Origin of the sequence: Halopseudomonas pelagia (assembly GCF_009497895.1) — a bacterium.
In the GTDB taxonomy this organism is placed as follows: domain Bacteria; phylum Pseudomonadota; class Gammaproteobacteria; order Pseudomonadales; family Pseudomonadaceae; genus Halopseudomonas; species Halopseudomonas pelagia_A.
Map to the genome: position 1 here is coordinate 2,219,558 of NZ_CP033116.1, position 18,546 is coordinate 2,238,103.

The 18,546-nt window shown below is 59.8% G+C and carries 14 protein-coding genes; all 14 read right to left on the bottom strand.

The window, feature by feature from the left end:
- Nucleotides 1–28: 28 nt before the first annotated feature.
- On the bottom strand, nt 29–1,075 hold the full coding sequence (gene dusA / locus EAO82_RS10515) for a tRNA dihydrouridine(20/20a) synthase DusA (protein ID WP_096347248.1): 1,047 nt from the start codon (nt 1,073–1,075) through the stop codon (nt 29–31).
- 621 nt (nt 1,076–1,696) lie between these two features.
- Complete coding sequence (locus tag EAO82_RS10520) at nt 1,697–2,674, bottom strand: serine/threonine-protein kinase (RefSeq protein ID WP_096347249.1); 978 nt, start codon at nt 2,672–2,674, stop codon at nt 1,697–1,699.
- A gap of 17 nt (nt 2,675–2,691) precedes the next feature.
- A complete protein-coding gene (locus tag EAO82_RS10525; RefSeq protein WP_096347279.1) occupies nt 2,692–3,408 on the bottom strand; it encodes a PP2C family protein-serine/threonine phosphatase in 717 nt (238 codons plus the stop codon).
- 14 nt (nt 3,409–3,422) lie between these two features.
- Complete coding sequence (tssM, locus tag EAO82_RS10530) at nt 3,423–6,947, bottom strand: type VI secretion system membrane subunit TssM (protein ID WP_096347250.1); 3,525 nt, start codon at nt 6,945–6,947, stop codon at nt 3,423–3,425.
- A 1-nt stretch (nt 6,948) separates the two neighbouring features.
- The gene (icmH, locus tag EAO82_RS10535; RefSeq protein WP_096347251.1) at nt 6,949–7,863 is read right to left on the bottom strand and encodes a type IVB secretion system protein IcmH/DotU; all 915 of its coding nucleotides are present in this window, start codon (nt 7,861–7,863) and stop codon (nt 6,949–6,951) included.
- A gap of 5 nt (nt 7,864–7,868) precedes the next feature.
- Nucleotides 7,869–9,200 (bottom strand): type VI secretion system baseplate subunit TssK, encoded by a 1,332-nt coding sequence (gene tssK, locus EAO82_RS10540; RefSeq protein WP_096347252.1) that lies wholly within the window; start codon nt 9,198–9,200, stop codon nt 7,869–7,871.
- A gap of 3 nt (nt 9,201–9,203) precedes the next feature.
- On the bottom strand, nt 9,204–9,686 hold the full coding sequence (gene tssJ, locus EAO82_RS10545) for a type VI secretion system lipoprotein TssJ (protein ID WP_096347253.1): 483 nt from the start codon (nt 9,684–9,686) through the stop codon (nt 9,204–9,206).
- A 5-nt stretch (nt 9,687–9,691) separates the two neighbouring features.
- Nucleotides 9,692–10,891 (bottom strand): type VI secretion system-associated FHA domain protein TagH, encoded by a 1,200-nt coding sequence (tagH, locus tag EAO82_RS10550; protein ID WP_096347254.1) that lies wholly within the window; start codon nt 10,889–10,891, stop codon nt 9,692–9,694.
- Nucleotides 10,892–10,911: 20 nt separating this feature from the next.
- Nucleotides 10,912–11,049: a type VI secretion protein gene (locus tag EAO82_RS10555; RefSeq protein ID WP_096347255.1), complete on the bottom strand. Its 138-nt coding sequence runs from the start codon at nt 11,047–11,049 to the stop codon at nt 10,912–10,914.
- Nucleotides 11,050–11,132: 83 nt separating this feature from the next.
- Nucleotides 11,133–12,671: a sigma-54 interaction domain-containing protein gene (locus EAO82_RS10560; protein WP_096347280.1), complete on the bottom strand. Its 1,539-nt coding sequence runs from the start codon at nt 12,669–12,671 to the stop codon at nt 11,133–11,135.
- 16 nt (nt 12,672–12,687) lie between these two features.
- Entirely contained in the window at nt 12,688–15,273 is a 2,586-nt protein-coding gene (gene tssH / locus EAO82_RS10565; protein WP_096347256.1) for a type VI secretion system ATPase TssH, read from the bottom strand.
- Nucleotides 15,274–15,288: 15 nt separating this feature from the next.
- Nucleotides 15,289–16,308 (bottom strand): type VI secretion system baseplate subunit TssG, encoded by a 1,020-nt coding sequence (gene tssG / locus EAO82_RS10570; protein ID WP_096347257.1) that lies wholly within the window; start codon nt 16,306–16,308, stop codon nt 15,289–15,291.
- Nucleotides 16,272–18,059: a type VI secretion system baseplate subunit TssF gene (tssF, locus tag EAO82_RS10575; RefSeq protein ID WP_096347258.1), complete on the bottom strand. Its 1,788-nt coding sequence runs from the start codon at nt 18,057–18,059 to the stop codon at nt 16,272–16,274. The genes tssG and tssF overlap by 37 nt, the downstream gene beginning before the upstream one ends.
- An 82-nt stretch (nt 18,060–18,141) precedes the next feature.
- Nucleotides 18,142–18,546 (bottom strand): type VI secretion system baseplate subunit TssE, encoded by a 405-nt coding sequence (tssE, locus tag EAO82_RS10580; RefSeq protein ID WP_096347259.1) that lies wholly within the window; start codon nt 18,544–18,546, stop codon nt 18,142–18,144.

Below are 18,546 nucleotides of genomic sequence, written 5' to 3' on the forward strand. Positions count from 1 at the left end.
GGAGCCCGTTAAAGAAGTTACCCCGACCTTACCTTATGCCCGCTGCGCGGAGCAATCCTGCCTGCTGGCGTTCGCTCATATCAGTCAGCAACTGATCGTAAAGCGCCAGCGGATCCGAGGTTTGATGTATGGCACTGCTCAATTGACGCCTGAAATGTCGCGCGCCGGGCAATCCCTGGAATAACCCGAGCATATGCCGAGTAACATGATTCATGACTCCGCCGTTGGCCATATGCCGGGCAATGTATGGACGCATGGCGGCCATCACCTCAAGCCTGTCAGGAGCAGTATGAGTGTCACCGTAGAAGCGCTGATCGACTTCTGCGAGAAGGTAGGGGTTGTGATAAGCCTCACGGCCGACCATGACGCCATCCAGTGTCTTCAACTGCTCGGTCATCACATCAAGGTTTGTCAGCCCGCCGTTGATGATGATTTCCAGCTGGGGAAAATCGCGCTTGAGCTGCTGCACCACCTCATACCGTAGCGGCGGGATATCCCGGTTTTCCTTCGGCGACAAGCCTTCCAGAATAGCAATGCGTGCATGTACGATGAATGTCTCGCAGCCTGCTTCCTGTACCTGGCCAACGAAGTCGCAGAGCTGCGCATAGCTGTCGTGGCCGTTGATACCGATGCGATGCTTGACCGTCACGGGCACGCTGCAAGTCTGGTGCATCGCCCGTACGCCCTCGGCGACCAGCTTCGGATGGGCCATTAGACAGGCACCAATCATGTTGTTCTGCACCCGATCGCTGGGGCAGCCGACATTCAGATTCACCTCAGCAAAGCCGGCTTCTTCAGCCAGCGCAGCGCAAGTCGCCAACTCCGCAGGATTACTGCCGCCCAGTTGCAACGCCAGCGGCTGCTCCTCTGCGTTATAACCGAGAAAACGCGAACGCTCGCCATGAATTACCGCGCCGGTGGTGACCATCTCGGTATAGAGCAGAGCGCGGCGGCTGATAAGGCGGGCGAAGTAGCGGTAATGTCTATCACTCCAGTCCATCATAGGCGCAACGCAGAAGCGCCGGCTCGGGCCGGGGCGGGAGAGGATGGGGGTCGATGGTGAGTCTGTATGCATCTCTATTGCCTGTTTGGTGCCTGGGCTCCAGCGTGCCATGAAGAGTCACTCGGATACGGCTCGGGTGAGAGACCTGGCGACGGCGTATCAGAGCCCGGGCAAGCCCAAGGTAGGCCGGATATAACCGGCCGCCTGCGGCACATGGTTGAAACTGGAGTGTCGGGATTCAGAAAGCGCAGTTTATCAGGAAAGCTGCAGCCGGGCAGGTGGGCCAGACTGTCATGCAATGACTCGGCTGATCAGGCCTTCCTGAATTTTTTCTGGCCGCTCTAAAACGGCTGTTTCAGAGAAATGTCATTTATTTGTCGGCATGCAAAAAATGGTGATATTTTTGACGCAATCCTTGGTAGTATGCGATGTCTTTTTAATATCACCTTTATCCATGGCCAGGGACGGAAAGAAGCAAAATGGAGCAGAAAAAACACGGATGGATCTGGGCTTACCGTAAAGCGCGCAGTTACCATCTTTCATCTTTGAACGCCGGCTATCGAGCCACGCGGTTTTTCCTGACTGGAGATACCGGAGCCTTTTCAAGTCATGGCGGCTGGAGACGCTCGCGTATCACCCGCCATTGAATTCATGACCCCCAAGCGTACTTTTCCAGGGTTGTGAACATCGGTTCTAGCGTCGCAACAGACGTTTGAACAGCCCAGGCGCGGACGCACTGAACGCCTGCAACAGGCCCCGCGCATCAACCCGCCTTGCTTCCTTGTCAAACGCCAGCGCCTGACGTAGCGCAGGCCAGCAGTGGGCGGGAAGGTTGGCAGGCTTCTGCAGACTTTTATCCTGTTCCATGCTTTTTGCCTGTTTGGCCGTCAGCCGGCTATAGGGATGCAGACCGCTGCTCAGTTCATACAGCACGCAAGCCAGCCCGTAGATATCGGAGGTGCTGGTCAGGCCTTCGCCATTGAGCAGCTCCAGCGCGGCGTAGCGCGGGGTCCAGGCGGCTATGCGTTTGCGGCTGAGTTTCGGTAGGCCGTTAAGCAAGCCCTGTACTGGCTGGCCGAGGCCGAAATCGAACAGACGTAACCCGTCCTTGGCCAGCATGACATTGCTGGGTTTGAGATCGCCGTGCAACACACCACGTTCATGTGCACATGCCAGAGCTTCAATAAGCGGCAGCGCGATATCCCGAAATTCATTCCAGGGCAGGCCATCAGGATGGCTTTCCAATAGCTGGTCAAGGGTTGGGCCCTTCAAGGGTTCCATGGTGATGAAAGCGCGCTGACTGTGAGGATCGACATCGAATGCATAGAGGCGGATCACGTTGCTGTGACGCAGACGGCTGGTCAAGGCGAACTCGGTATACAGCAGCGCATTGGCATCCGGGTATTCAGCAAACTCCTCGTTCAAGGTCTTGATCGCCACATAGGGATCGGGATCGCCGTATTGCTCGCGTAGCAGATCTCTCGCCCGGTACACCGCGCCCATGCCGCCGACTCCGAGCAGGCGCTCGATCTTGTAACGTTTGCAGAGAATCTCGGGTAGCTCGGTGGCGGTGCTGGTCTGCGGACGGACCAGCGCTGCTGAAACAGCCTCGGGTTCTTCTGTCGAGCGATCGAGAGACGCAGGGGATGGCTGGGCGGATGAGGAGATCATCATTGACTCCGACGAATTCATGGGCGCACCACAACGGCGCTGATATTGTCTCGGGCCGGACCCTCGAGTGCTTCCTTGAACAGGCGTTGCACGGCGTGTTCGGTGCTGTCCAACGCCAGTGCGTCCCCAATCGCCGTGCGGCTCAGGTCCTGATAGAGCCCGTCGCTGCATAACAGCAGGGTGTCGCCCGGGTACACAGTGAAATCCACCACGTCGAGCATCAGCTCATCGTTGGCGCCCACCGCTCGGGTTAATGCTCTGGCAGACGGGTGGCTGGCCGCTTCTTCTTCACTCATTTGCTGCTCCTCCATAAGCTCCTGCATCAGGCAATGATCGCGCGACAATTGAAACAGCCGGCCACTGCGCCACAGATAGCAACGGCTGTCTCCGGCCCAAACACAAATGGCCCGCTCGCCTTCGGCCAGCAGCATGACTACGGTGCTGCCCATGATGCTGTCCGGGCGGTCGGCGGTGACGGTGATGTCATGACCCAGCAAGCGATTGACCCGATAAAGGCAATCACGCACGCCCAGCAGGCGTTCATCCAGACTGAGCTGATCCGGCAGTTCAAGCATCTCTTCAATGATCAGACGGCTGGCCAAAGCGCCGTTCTGGTGACCGCCCATACCGTCGGCGACCACCCACAGACCGCGCTCGGGCAAGTCCAACACCGCATCCTCATTGCGTTTGCGGACTTTGCCCTTGTCGGTTCTGGCTGTGCTTTGCCAGAGCATGTCGACCTCCAGCATCAGAGTCGAGCCGGCAGACTGAAGCCGCGCAGCAGACTGAGGTCGAAGGGGTTGGGCGAGCGTTGACTATGCAGCAGATACTGGGCGCGCATGCCGTCAAGGTTAGCCCGCAGCATCAGCACGTCGCGATCACTGTGGTGCTCTACGTCCATCAGATCCAGCAGCCGAAATAGCGACCAGGGCCCGGTATTCTGCTCAATGCCCACGCGCCGCCCGCCAAGGTCCTCGACCATCAGACTGGTACGCCCCTCGCTGTTCGCCGCTGGCCACCGAAACGCCGTTTGTACGATAGGACCATGGCGATACTCCATGCTCTGACCGCCAAAGCGGAAGCTGGCACGACCCAGGCTGGAATCCAGCGAATGCGGTTCCAGTTTGAACAGAATCTGCGGCTCGTCGGGGTCTTCGGCGAAGAAGCTGCGGCGAATGGTTTGCAGCGTGGTCATCTGTTTCAGGAACTCGCGCGACACCGGCAGGCTGCGGCCGTCTACCCGGCGCAACTGGAACGCGCCACTGTTGTCGCTGACGAAGCCGGCGAGGTAACGCTCGAAGAAACTGTCTGCGGTACCCTCGGTTCTGAAGAACTCGCGGAAATCCGCCAGCGCAACATCGCTTTCGCTATTGGCTGCAAACGGGTAGCGCTTGCCTACAGAGTCGGTGTAAGCGCTGTAGAGCTCACTGCGATAGCGTTGATTGAGGTACTGATACGCGTCATTGAGTACCAGCATCCAGCTGTCGGCCGCCAGGGCCTTGAGCCACTCGGCCATCGGTGCTGGCAGACTGTCCGCGCTGCTGCGCAGTTGGTTGATTGCGTCATTGCGCCCCTGCATGCGCGAGCGCGCCATATCGAAGGCTGCCTGGCCCGGCACACTGGCGTTGGCCAGACCGCTGAGCTGCGCCTTTAGCGCATCCAGCGCCTGAAGCGCACTGGTCATCTCCGGACCCGGACCGCCTTGCTCATCCAACAGCTGGTGCAGAGACTCGAACTGCCGTGCCAGATTTTTCCGTGCGGTGGCTGGCAGGCTCTGGGCCACCGCTGCCTGACCCTGCTCGGCCGCTGCGGCTGCAAGACGCCCGGTACGGCCGACATGTACTCCAGCTTTCTGCGCCGTCGCGGTGAGATCCTTCGCGGACACATCCGTGTCCAGCATGCCGCCCAGCAGCGTGTTGTCGCGCACCTCTGTGAGCAATAGCATCAAAGGCGAGTTGGCTGCGGTCAGACCGTTAAGCTGCGAGGCGCCAAGTGCGGCGCTGGCCAGAGGCTCAAGGTGCAGCAGGGCGAGGGCTTCGTTCCAGTGACTGGCGTAGTCCTGAAAGTACATCTGTTCCATCTCGACCATCAGACGGCCCAGGTCACTGGCGCTGAGGCGCTCACTGTCGCCAAGCACCCAGTTATCCTGCAAGATCTCGCGAACCAGTTCGCCGCCCTCGGCCATGAAGGTTTGTTCGTAGCCGTCGCGGGTGAAGAAACCGGGGATGCTGTTGTCATTGCTGCTCAACAGTCGTGCATGCGGACCCAGGCGTTGACCCAGACGGTACTCCGGCAGGCTTGCCGCCTGATCGCGAAGCATCCGGTAGACCACGGTCGCCAGAGACTCGCTACGCAGTTCCTGGCGGGCATCCGCTACCAGTTGGTCGTTTAACGCGTAAGGGGTAAAGGGCTGATTGAGCAGGCGGGCAAAATGCGTGTTCAAGCCGTTCTGTGTTTCGGTGTCGCCGCGGTAGAGAAACGACCACTCGGTGGCCATCCAATCCTGCAAATAAGGGGTTTCTCGACGCTCTTCCAGGTTCAGCATCAGATAAGCGCGCAGGCTGCCTAGCAAACTTTCACGATCGGTCAGGCTGGTGCGGATCTGACTTTCCAGTTGCTCGCCAACGCGCGGTAACAACAGATTCTCCAACTCGTGTCGATAAGCCTGCTGGACCACTGGATCTACCTGGTTACCTTGAAACAAGCCGCCGCGTTGCAAAGTGCCGGCTTGGTCCTGCGGCGGGAACACGCGGGTAGCGGCGTAGCTGCTGTCCAATGCGGCGAGCACTTCAGCAGCGTCGTCGTTGAGACGGATCTGTTGTTTGTCTTCGGTCAGCGCCTGAGCGACTTCGCGCAGGTGCTCCAGCCGTTCGTGATTATTGGAGAAGCTACTGCCCCAGACGATGCCGAATACCAGCAGACACCCAAGCGCCACGGTGTACATCAGCCGTTGGCGCCAGTTGATGCGTTTGACCTCGCGCTCGTCCAATCCAGCCAGATCGGCTTCGGGGAAAATGACTCGGCTCAGCAGGTTCTTGATGAAGCGCCCGTGGCTGGCATGGAAGGTCGGCAAGCCGGCTCGGCTGTTCTGACTCAGCGAGTGCTGATGTGCGGGGTCCAATACTTGCGGCGCACTGGTCAGGTAGAACCCGCGCAATTGACTGGCCCGCTGATAACGGTTGCCGGAAAAAGCCAGTTCGATAAACAGCCCCAGATGCTCTTCGATCTGACCGAGCTTGAGTGGGAAGTCGAGAATGCGACCGCGGCGCTGGTTGTCGCGCTCCTGATGCATGCGCATGACCACCTGACTGTTGAGTCGCTGCATCAAGGATTCGAACTCGCCGCGCACCACCTGGATGTCAGTACCATCCTGGTTCTTGCGGAAGCTGACACCCAGAACCTGATCGCTTTCCTCGCGCGACAGCTGATCGAAGAACTCATTGAAACCGCTGATGCCATCGGCCTTGCTGATGACCAGATAAACAGGCACATCGGCGCCCAGACGCTGATTGATTTCCTGCAGGCGCAGACGGGTCTGGCGCGCCAGACTTTCCAGTTCCAGCTCGCTACCACGCAGCAGTAGCTCGGCCGGGACGTTGATCAGGACCCCATTCAGCGAACGCGGACGGCGACTGCGCAACAGCCCCAGCAAACTGAACCAACCGGCGGCATCCACTTCGGGATCCGGCTGGCTCAGGTAACGCCCTGCGGTGTCGATGATCACTGCATGCTCGGCGAAATACCAGTCGGCATAGCGGGTGCTGCTGACATCGCGGGTCAGGCGCTGCTTGTCGCCCTTGTTCAGCGGGAACTCCAGACCGGAGAAATCCACCAGGCTGGTCTTGCCGCTACCGGTCGGACCAAGCACCAGGTACCACGGCAGTTCGCGCCGCCAACGCTCGCTGCGGCCGCTGTACAGGCTGGAGCGGCGCATGGTGCGCATCGCGTCCTTGAAACGGCCGGTCAACTGCAAATGCTCTTCGACGATCAGTTCCTGGCGCTGCTGACGCACCAGATAATCCTCATCTTCGGCATTGGCTTTTTTCTCCACGCCCGCACGCCAGCTGACATAGACCATGCACAGGCCCCAGATCAGGAACATCAGGCTGATGGTCAGCAAGCGGCTGCTGGCTGAGGCCCAGAAACGTTTGTCGCTGATCGCCAGCAACGGGCCGACAAACCAGACCAGCAGGGCTAGCGCAAATACCAGGCACAGGCTCCATACCCAGCTTTTCCGGAAGAATTTTCCGGCTTTGAGGAAAAAGGACTTCATATCAGTTCATCCCTGAAGAGACGTTTGGTTCATTGATTGCCGTGGCAGCCGACGTCGGTTCCATAGCCGTATTCTGGGTCTGGGCAAACGGTTTCAATGCAGCGTCGCGTTGCTCGGTGAGCATCCAGTTGAAAACCCCAAAAATGACGCCCAGACAGATCAGCGTGAACAGGGTGACCAGCCACAACGGCACGATACGGATCAGGCGCCGGCGATTTTCCGTGAGCCCCTGCCAGTGCGGAGAAATGTCCCTGGGCACGTCGCCGCGCAGCTGGCGGATCTGTCGATACAGGCTGTCGCGCAGCGCTTCCAGTTCCAGCGTGCCGCGCGGCAGCACCCGATATTTCCCTTCGAAGCCAAGCGACATGCAGATGTACATCAACTCCAGCATCGGCAGATGTTTGACCGGATCGCGTGACAGGCGCTCAAGCAACTGAAAGAACTTCTCCCCACCGAAGGTTTCATTGTGGAAACTGCTCAGCAGGCTCATCTGTGACCATTCACTTTCGTTACCCCAGGGCGTGGTCACTACGGCCTCATCCAGCGCGGTGCAGAGCACATAACGTGCGGCCATTACCTGGCTGCTTTCGGCGCCGTCCTGCAGGGCGCGGTGTTCGAAGCGTTTAATCTCCGAAGAGAGGCGGTCTTTGAGCGCGAACAGGTCCTCACGCTCATAGCTCTGCTGCAGGCGTACCATCTCCGAGAGCAATGCCGAGGCCACGGCGACCAGCGGGTTAATGCCCAGATTGAGTGTCTCCGCCGGTCGCAACCGTGCGGCATACACCATGCGCTCTTCGAGCTTGTCGAATTTTTGCGGTACCGCAGAGTCGGTCAGCGGGCTTTGCGCCGCCGAGGTGCCCTGGCGGTTGACGATGACCGTATGATCATCCTGGTGGTAATCCATTTCCCTGATCATGACGGTCAGCTCCTGATAGCCCAGAATTTCAGCTCAAGCCCGGTGAACTCACCGGACACATGGAAGGCAAAGCCACCGGAGCGCTCCAGTTGCGAGAGCTCTTCGGAGCTAAGCTCCAATGCAAAATAGGTCTTGCCCGAATGGAACGGGATCTGCCGTGGCGCGACCGGTAGCGGCTTGACCTTGATGCCCGGCAAATGCAGATTGACCAGTTGGCGGATGCGTTCGACCGGGCCGATTTTCAGATGCGACGGCAGGCGTTTACGCAGTTCTTCCGAGTCGCAATCGGCGCTGGCGGCGAGTACGAAGGAGGCGCTGCCGAGTAGGGTGTGGTCCTGCAGCGGCGATACCTGGATGCCGTACTGGCGTTGCTGCAACACCAGTTCGACCGCGTGCTGTTCGAGCACCATCGAGAGTACCTGGCGTATCGCATCCATCAGCTTGCGAAAGCTCTGACCCAGATCGTTGTGTTGATAGCGGCTATCCAGACGTGGGCGCTTGGTCTCGCTGGCAAAGGTCGAAAGCTCGCCGAGCAACCCCAGCAACTCGCGGTACATCTGTTCGGGATGTACCTGCTCTATGCCCTGGTAATGCCGCAGCACCGGCTCGTGCCGATTGATTAACTGCAGCATCATGAAGTCACCAACCTCGGCGCCGCCGACCTTACCAGTAGCGCGAATGCGCTCGGCGAGAATGTCGCCGCGGTGCGTCAGCATGCTGATCACTTCCTTCATGCACGATTGCAGAAAGGGGCTGGCGTGAAAGTGCAGGTAGGCGGGCACAAAATCCGGATCCAGGCCGACCGCGCCATCAGGGGTGGTATCGAGGATGTCGCAGATCTTCAGCTTCACATAGGCGTGGTCGTTATGCTGCTCGCCGAGCAACAGACGGAAGTCCGGCAAGCCGCAGCTGACCTGACTGCTGCTGCTGTCCCCGGCATTGGAATCGGCAACCTGGCTGTCAAAGGCGGTATAGCGCGCCAGTACGTCACGCTGTTCGGGGCGTCGGGTTTCCACATGGTTGCCAGTAACCAGGGGCAGAGCCAGGTATACCGGGCTATTGCTGGTATTGGCCGGTACATCCATGGCCAGCGCTTCGCGCTCATTACCCAATTCGAAGAAACTGCCATCGGGTAGCAGGCCGCTGGCCTGGCTGATGACCAGCTTGCCCATATTCAGGAACTGGGTATCAATCTCCAGGTTGAAAAAACCCCAGGCGTAATGGCTCATGCGCCTTGTACGGCTGGTCAACTGGTGATCCAGGTAGCGGTCGTTCTGCTGGAAGTGTTGCGGGCGCAGCAGCATGCCTTCTTGCCAGACGACTTTTTGGCTCATCATGGCTTAATCCTTGTCCTTGTCGTCGCTGTCCAGCTCGCGAATCCCTTCGGCATCCAGACGCAGCCTGATCTGGTTCAGGCCTTTTTCTTCTAGCGGAATAATGAAACGCCAGTTGGTATCGGGCAGATTGCGATAAGCGGCCAGCACGGCTACGTAGCGGCTGCCTTCCTGGACCGCCAGTTTCAGCTCGCGTTTCTCGCCGGGGCGCAGCTCCAGCTCTTCGATGGCGATCAGGTCCGGGGACAGTGCTTCGCGCGGGCGCTGATAGAGAGTGAAAAAATCCGCGTTTTCGAAGGCGACCGGATGCTTGAGTTCCATCAGATGCAAGACGATGGGGGAAGGCCGATCGTTCAGATCAGGATTGAGCTGGCTGCTGCCTTCCAGCGTCAGATCCAGTTTGGTCAGGTCGGAATAGGGCGACACCGTTGAACAGCCGGTCAACACAAACAGACTGGTGGCCAGGGCCAGAAGAATAGCTTTACACATGGTGGTCATCCTTGATGATCGGTGTTGAGAGTGGCAATCAGGCGGATCTGCTCTTCATAGGCGACAACGAAATCACGCGCATAAAGGCGCTGGCTCCAGTTGTCATCGCGTTGCAGCGCTTGATACAGGTGGGTGTAGGCGCGCCAGCGGCTGCCTGCGGTGTTCATCAGCGATTTGTTCTCGCGCTCGAAACGTAGCGTCAGTTGCTCTGGCGACAGGTGCTCAAGAATGCTTTTTACCGCCGCTCGGCTGGCGGCAATCAGCGCCACCTGATGCGCCTGCAGATCCCGGAACGAACGATTGATGGCCTGCTCGGCGGGCATCTCTGTCGCGGCGGGACGCAACAGGCTACCCATTGCCTGACGGCTTTCGCTGCTGAATTTCAACGGATTGCTGCTGACCTGTTCGACGCTGGTCACCGCCAGTTTCATCTCGGCTTTCAGCTCATTACGGTTGCGCAGGCTCTGTTGCAGGCTCCCGACGCTTTGCTTGAGCAGGCGCGCGGCCTTGAGTGCCAGCGCTTGGCGCTGCCCTTCATCCAGACCTTCCAGACTGACGCCTAGCGCATCGCCGAAGCTCTGCCAGAACGGCTCAGGTTGCCCGGCAGGAGCGGCTGCCGGCTGGGGCGCGGGTGGTGCCGGGGCGGGGGCGGCGACCAATTCGGGCACCGTCAGATTCTCCATATTGATGGGGGCATAATCGGGCGCTTGCGCGGGTTCGGCATGCGCGCTTTGGCTGAACATCGCCAGGTCGTCACCTGCGGCGTACATGGCCTCCTGTTGGTCCAGCGCGTTGAGCGGATCCAGATCAAGGAATGCATCGTCCGGGATGATGCTGCCGGCGTCCTGCGGGCGGCCCAGGTCTTCGCTGAAGACGGCGGGGTCCTGCATGACGCGGGCGCGGATCTCGAAGTCGCCGATCGCGTAGAGGGTGTTGTGTTCGATGCGCTGCGGTTGCCCCTTGGGCAGAGGCGTGTTGCCGGGTTTGAGCAGGATGCCGTTGCTGCTGGTATCGGTCAGAAAGAAGGCACCGTCCTCGAAGCTCACTTGCGCGTGCCGCCCGGACACTACGCGTTTGCGGTCGGGAATGACCCAGTCGCAATCCTCGGCGCGGCCGATAATGCCCCCCGCCTGGCGGAAGGTCTTGGTGACCGGCATGCCGCTGATAAACTGCTCAGAGCCGACCATATCCAGAATCAGTTCCATGATGCTGTTCTCCTTTGCGGCTACTCGCCGCGGTTTACCGTCTGCGGGTCACCCAGGGGGCGGTAATCATCGTCGTTGAATTTATGGTTGCCCGAGCAGGCGCTCAGGCTGACGGCCAACAGGAGCAGGGCGACGGGCCAGTAGCGACGTGTGTTCATGTGTACTTCCTCGTTTTCGGGCGGCTTGATGCCGGTACTGTTTAAAAAAGGGATGGCGGTTAAAAAATCGGGTTTGCATGGGTTCAGGCATTGTTCTTCCCCCTGCTGGCCTTGAGCTCTGCGGGGCAGATATTCAGCCGCTGCATGCGGTATAACAGCGTGCGGCGGGGTAGCCCGAGTTCGGTGGCGGCGCTGGTCTGATTGCCCTGATTCTTGCGCAGGCAGTCCACCAGCAGGTTGCGTTCGACGCGCTCCATGCGTTCGCGTAGGCTCAACTGACCTTCGTTGTTCGGGGAGCCAGGCAGGTTGAAGTGCTCAGGGAGCAGCAGGTTGCCGTCGCACAGCAGCAGCGCGCGGGCGATCAGGCCTTTGAGCTCGCGTACGTTGCCGGGAAACTCGTGACTGGCCAGCTGTTCCAGTGCAGCGTCGGACCAGCGGCATTGTTCGCGTTGCAGGAATGAACACGCAGCTTCAACGAATTCGCGTGCCAGCAGCAGGATGTCCTCGCCACGTTCGCGCAGCGGTGGCAGGTGGATGGGGAAGTGTGTCAGGCGATAGAACAGGTCTTCGCGAAACAGCCCGGCTTGCACTTGCTCCAGTAATTGATGGTGGGTCGCGGTGACCACGCGCACATCCACTTTGTGCGTCTCGTTGCTGCCGAGTGGGCGCAGCTCGCCTTCCTGCAGCACACGCAGCAACTTGGCTTGCAGCAGCAGCGGCATATCGCCGATCTCGTCGAGAAACAGCGTGCCGCCATCTGCGGCATCGAACAGTCCCTTGTGATCGCGGTCAGCGCCACTGAAGGCACCTTTTCGGTAGCCGAACAGTTCGCTCTCAAGCAGATTTTCCGGCATTGCCGCGCAGTTCAAGGCGATAAAGGCTTTGCTGCGGCGCAGACCGAAATCATGGATGGCGCGGGCGACCAGCTCCTTGCCGGTGCCGGTCTCGCCAGTGATCAATACGGTAACCGGGTTGTGCAGCACTTTGCTGATCAGACTGTAGACCTGCTTCATGCCGGCACTTTCGCCAATCAGACCGAAGTGCTCACGGCTTGGCGGAGCGATCTCGGTGGCCACGGCAGCAGGTTCCGCCAATTGATGTGGGCGACCAAGTAGCTGCATTTGCGCAACGGCGAAATTGCCCAGCATCTGCAGCGCCTCATCCATCTGTCCGAGTTCGCCATGGGTGCGGCTGGCGGTGACCAAAAGGCCGCGCACGTGCTGCTGTTCATCGGTCAACGGCAAGCACAACAAACTGCCCCAGGGCCGATCGCTGTCAGGCAGAAACGCAGTACTGTGCAGATTGGCATCCAGGTTGTTCATTAGCAGCGGACGGTTCTGGCACAAGCAGTATTGCAATAGATGCATGTCGGAATAGTCGCTGGATACGCTGACACTCTCCGGCATCTGCAGTTGCCCCTGGTACCACTGGGCGCAGAGCGAAAGACGCGTCTGGGTGACATCCAGCAGGTACAGTTGGCTCAGGGTGCAGTCGCTGAGTAGTGCGCAGGCTTCCACCAGAGCGCTGGATAACGCGCTCGGAGTACGCAGCACTGACAGGGCGGCGAAGCGCTCCAGCATTGATTCGGCGAACTGCAAGGGGCGCGGTATCTGCGCAAACATCTGTGCGGTTGGGACGTCAGGCGAATTCACAGATCACTGCTCCTTCGCGGTCGAGCGTGGCATGTGCGCGGTGCACTGGCTCGCCGCTGGCCATGGCTTCCAGCAGGCGATCAACTGCCAGCGGTTGCAGCTGCTGATCTATCAACCGGTCGATCAGCCGGGCACCGCTGTCGCTGCGAGCGCACCGCGCAGCGAAATGGTCAACCAATGCCGGGCAATGCGTGAAAGTCAGGTCACGACGCTGCAGACGTTCTCCGAAGCGCGCCAACTTCATGTTGATCAGTTGCTGCAGTACGTCACCTGCAATCGGGTAGTAGGGTACGACTTGCATGCGGGCCAGTAGCGCGGGCTTGAAATGCTGACTCAGGCGCGGGCGGATCGCTTCTTCCAATTGTTCCGGATCCGGCCGTTGCGCGTCCTGGCAAAGGTGAGCTATCTGTTCGCTGGCCAGGTTCGAGGTCATCAGGATCAGCGTATTGCGGAAGTTGATTTCCCGGCCTTCGCCGTCATTGGCTACGCCCTTGTCGAATATCTGGTAAAAAATATTCATCACGTCAGCGTCGGCTTTCTCTACTTCATCGAGCAGTATCACCGAATAAGGCTTCTGTCTGACGGCTTCGGTAAGCATGCCGCCCTCGCCATAGCCGACGTATCCGGGCGGCGCGCCGATCAGCCGCGATACCGTGTGCTTCTCCTGAAATTCGGACATGTTGATGGTGGTCAGAAAGCGCTCACCGCCATACAGCAGATCGGCCAGTGCCAGGGCAGTTTCGGTTTTGCCGACGCCACTGGGGCCGACCAGCAGGAATACGCCGACTGGGGCGTCAGCTCGGTTCAGGCCGGCGGCGCTGGCGCGCATCGCCCGATCCAGCGCTGCAACTGCCTGCTCCTGGCCGCGCACGCGCTGGCGCAGGTTATCGGCAAAGTGTGAGACGTTGGCATTGTGTTCGCGCGCGAGCTGCGACAACGGAACCCCGGTCCAGTGGCTGATCACTTCGGCAATCAGTCGCGGGCAGACCTCGTGGCTAACCAGGCGCTCTTGCGTTTGCGCAGCGGACAGCTCTGCCTGGGTCTCGCGCAAGCTAGCTTCCAATTCTGCAATATCCTCCCCGGGCGTACTGTCATCAGCGCGTGCGCTAGCGCATTGCTGGCGTAGCTCCAGCAAACTCTCGGCGAGTGCTTTTTGTGCCAACCAGCGAGCTTCCATCGCTGAAACGCTGGCATGGTCTTCGTCGAGCGTACGTTGCAGGCCGGCAAGTTCATCAGCATTAATGGCCAGCCCCGCCTGATGGTCGCGGGTGCCTGCCAGCAGTTGGCGTTGATTCTCTGCAATCCGGGTGCGCAACTTTTCCAATGCGTCAGGGGCGGCAGCGAGGCTGATCCGGACCCTGGCGCAGGCGGTGTCCAGCACATCAACAGCCTTGTCCGGTAACTGCCGGCCTGCCAGATAACGGGCAGACAGTTCGGCTGCCGCCACCACTGCGTCATCGCGCAAGTAGATGCCATGGCTTTTTTCATACACCGGCGCCAGGCCACGCAGGATGGTCACAGCTTCGCTGATGCTAGGTTCGTGCAACTGCACCGGCTGAAACCGTCGGGCCAGGGCCGGGTCTTTTTCAAAATACTGTTTGTATTCGCTCCAGGTAGTAGCGGCGATGGTGCGCAGCTCGCCGCGGGCGAGTGCCGGTTTGAGCAGGTTGGCCGCGTCGCCACTGCCGGCCTGACCGCCGGCACCGATCAGGGTATGGGCCTCATCGATAAACAGAATGATCGGCGTGACCGAGGCTTTGACCTCATCGATCACACCCTGAAGGCGTTTTTCGAATTCGCCCTTGATGCTGGCGCCGGCCTGCAGCAGGCCAAGATCCAGGCAGTGCAGCTCCACCCCTTGCAGCGCAGCAGGCACTTCGCCTTGTACTATGCGTAGCGCCAGGCCTTCTACCACGGCGGTCTTGCCGACCCCGGCCTCACCGACGACGATGGGATTGTTCTTGCGCCGGCGGGCGAGGATGTCGATCATCTGCCGAATCGCTGCATCGCGACACAGCACGGGGTCCAGGCGACCGTCGCGTGCTTGCTGGGTAAAGTTGTGGGTGAAGCGGCTTAGCGCGGAATCCGCACCCTTGGACGGTTGCGGCGCGGCCGTTGTGGCTTGCTGGGCCAGCGCGTAATCACGCAAGCGTTCAGCATTCAGCTTGCTCAGCAGCGGCTGCAACTGGCTGCCGGCGTAACGTAGCGGGTTGCGCAACAGCGCCAGTACCAGTGCGGCCTGATCAACCTGACTCTGGCCCAGCTCCAGGCTGGCCACTAGGAGCGCGTCCTGCAGCCATTGCACAAGCTCCAGCGAAAAGGCGGGATTGCGCGAGGCATTGTCTTCAGTGCAGGGTTGCAGTATCCGGGCAAATTCACCGGCATCCAGTTGCGCATCCTGCAACGCGCGGTGCAGCACGCTGTCATTGCGCTCCAGGAGCCCGAGAAGCAGGTCCTCGACCAACACCTTGCTGCCATGCCGCACCACGCAGCGCTCGGCGGCGGCTTCCAGATCCTGCCGGCTTCGGGCATCCAGCGCCTGTACCAGTTGTTGTAGATCTACATCGATCATGAGGTTATCAATCCTTTAATAAGCTTTGCTGCTGAGCGTTACCGCGGGGTCCGCACAGGCGCCCAGGGCATCCGAGCCGAGCCAACTGGTCCAGCCCAACAGGCAGGGGCTGTCGGCTTGTAAGCGCGGTTCGCGAACGGCGTTTTTGCACAACTGCAGGCGGATGTCGTAATCCAGCGGATCACGCAGTGCGAAACGCACCAGTGCGCAAAGGCCGCGAAATTCGGTGCCGGTCGGTAGAAATTCATGAAAGCGCTCCCAATCCAGCTGTTGGATATGGATGCGAAATTTGCCGCTGCGGTCGCGCACCTGATCCCCCAGGACCAGACTCTCGCCGAGCGCACTGTTGGCCAGACCAAGACGGTTGTGCTGTTCGGGCTGCACCTCGACCTGGCGTTCCATGCACTGTTCGATATGCAGCGCCTGATGCCGAAAGTAGTAGCGCAGCACCGACTCGATGACTGCGGCGGATTGCACGCGCAGACTGAGCAGGCCGAGATAGGGCAGCAGACGCTTCCAGTTCAGCTCCGAGTGAGAGCGGATCGACTCGCCGCCGAGTCCGATAAGCGAAAACAGTTGGGAAGAGAAGGGATCCAGAGCGCCGCTGGAAAAGCGCGAGTAATAGCGATACTTCTGCCAGATCGGCAGCAGCAGACGTTGCAGGCGGTTATTGAACAGGTCGAGAAATTCCCGGGTCGGATTTCCCTCGGCGGTGTCGCCTAGCGCCTGTTCCGCATAGAACGCCGGCAAGGGCGATCCGGCACCGAACAGACTGATCAGATTGAGCCGCAGGCGCGCGCGGGTTTCGCCGTTCTCACGGAAAAACTCTACCCGTTCTATATCGCTGCCGGGGAAGCCCATGCTCGGATTCGCCTGGAACTCGATCAGGCTGTATAGCGCGTCTTCGTTGTGCTCTGGGTATTCGCTGCGCAGTCGCTCCATTACCTGTAGTACACCCTGGAACAGGCTGTACTCGCGAATGTTGCGACTCAGCAGGTTCAGAGCAGGGGCTGTTGCCCCATGCGTGGTGTCCATTGGTAAATCTCTCCTTTGCTGCTGCGTACGGTCAGTTCGTGATAGGAATTGAGGCTGGCGTACAGCGCGAAAAACTCGTTCAGAATGGAGGCGAATACGAACAGGTCGCCTTCACCCAGGTAGCCGTCGGTATCCATTTCCAGTTCGGTGCGTACACCGCGCACAGGTAGGCCGCGGTAGAGACGGTCGACGCTGCTGTGGCTGATTTTTTTCAGGCCGTTGAGCAGCCGTTGGCTGACCTTGGCGGCGTGCTGGTCGTAATGCCGCGGCAAGTCATAGGTTTCCAGAATCACCTTGAGCGCCTCGACGTTGGCCAGGGACAGATAATTCAGCGACATGTTGCTGATCAGCTTCCAGAGAAAATCCTGCTGCAGCGGCGGCGCGTAGCTGGCGGTGACGGCGCTGATGTTGCGAAAGCGCAGAAATTCCGGCGTGCCTTCGCTGGGGCGACAGATGGCGCCGAGTGGCAGTTGCAATGGCAGGTTCTGGTTGGTGCAGGTCAGCTCTACCGACAGGGTCTCGTGCTGCTCGAAGCTGCGCATGCCGAAACTCAGATAGGTGTCCATGCCGTCATCGAGCAGAGAGGGATTCTGCCGCAGGCTGTAATAGGGGCGCGCCTCGGGAAAGTCGAAGCTGGCGTCATGCTCGAATGACTCGAAGGGGACGTACTCCTCGTAACCCATGCCGCCGGGCTTCCAACCGGTCACCCGGTCTACCGAAAACACGCCGCAATGCGCACTTTCATACTCGGCCGGGCGCAGCATATATCTGTCCTGTCTGCCGTCGAGGCGAATGGGAGTGGCATCGTGGGCGAACAGGTTGACGATGGGGGTGCAATACAGCCGAATATTGTCCAGCGTCGGCTTGACCCGCTGCGAGCCCGAGCGATTGAGTTCGATACGCAATTCAAAACCGCCGGTGCGCTTGAGCAGATCCTCGGAGAAGCTCTGGATGGCTTTGAGCCCGCCGATGTCGACGAACAGGAATTTCTCCTGGAATGCGAAGTACTCCTGCAGGTAGCGGTAGCCGCGAAAGGTATTCACCGGGTAGGGCACCAATGCTTCATCTTCATCGAAACCTGCCGGCTTGAGCAGACTGCGATCAAGCTTCAGCCCGGGCACTGGGCGGTCAAAACTGTCTTTCAAGGGTTTACCAGCGTTGTCCAGCAGCACCAGCTGGATATCCTCGGTATGCCGCAGCAGGCTGAGGTACAAGGTCTGGCTGATGTAACGTTCACCGGCCAGATGCAAACGCAGCTTGTCCAGTTGAACATCGGCGAGCTTGCCGCCATTCACGCCCAGTCGCAGGCTCAGCAATGCGCCGTCACCCTTGACCGAATAGTCTACGGCGCGCATGGCCAGGGCGGTCAACTCGGTATTGGCGGTGGTCCTGAAGCGGCAGGCCACGCCCTTGATCGGATTGGATTCCACTGGCGTATCGCGCGGGACGATCACCGCCGCGCCGGGTGCTGACATGGGCTCGAACTGCAGCATGCTGAAGGCCGGCAGTGGGCGCATATAGTTGGGCCAGAGCAGGTACATCAACGAGTGCGTCAGCTCCGGCAGCTCGTCATCGAGCTTTTGCCGCAGGCGCCCGGTAAGAAAGGCGAAGCCCTCCAGCAGACGCTCGACGTCAGGATCACGGCCGCTTTGGCCTAAAAACGGGGCGAGCGCCGGGCTACGTTCGGCAAAGCGCTTGCCGAGCTGACGCAGTGCGGTCAACTCGCCTTGATAGTAATGATTGAATGACATTCAGTCAGTCTCTGGTATTCGCGGTGTTCGAATAGTCGTTGTGGGCAAAGCGCTGCCGCGCGAGGCGCGGCACTGCCTGCTTCTACTGAACCTGCACTTGACCACTGCCGTTAAGCCGTGCGGTAAAGCTGACCGGGCGGCGTTGACCGTCCAGATCAACCATGCCTTCGAGCGCAAACGCCAGGTTCAGAGGGTCTTGCTCGCGGGGCAGGGCAACCACCCTGACCTGAGAAAGACGCGGTTCGTAGGCTTCGATAAAGCTTTCGATGGCGACACGTGCCTGTTGCAGCGAATCGTGCAGCGACAGGCGCATGTCATTGAGGTCGGGCAGCCCGTAATCCGGTAGTGCCTGAACACTGCCGGCGCGGGTACTGAGCATCTTCGCCAGGTGCGCAGCGATCGAGGCGACGATTGCCTGGTCGACACTCAGGCTGCTGCGTTTCGCGGAGTCGCCGGCCAGGCGCTCGAACAGGCTGCCGTAACCCAT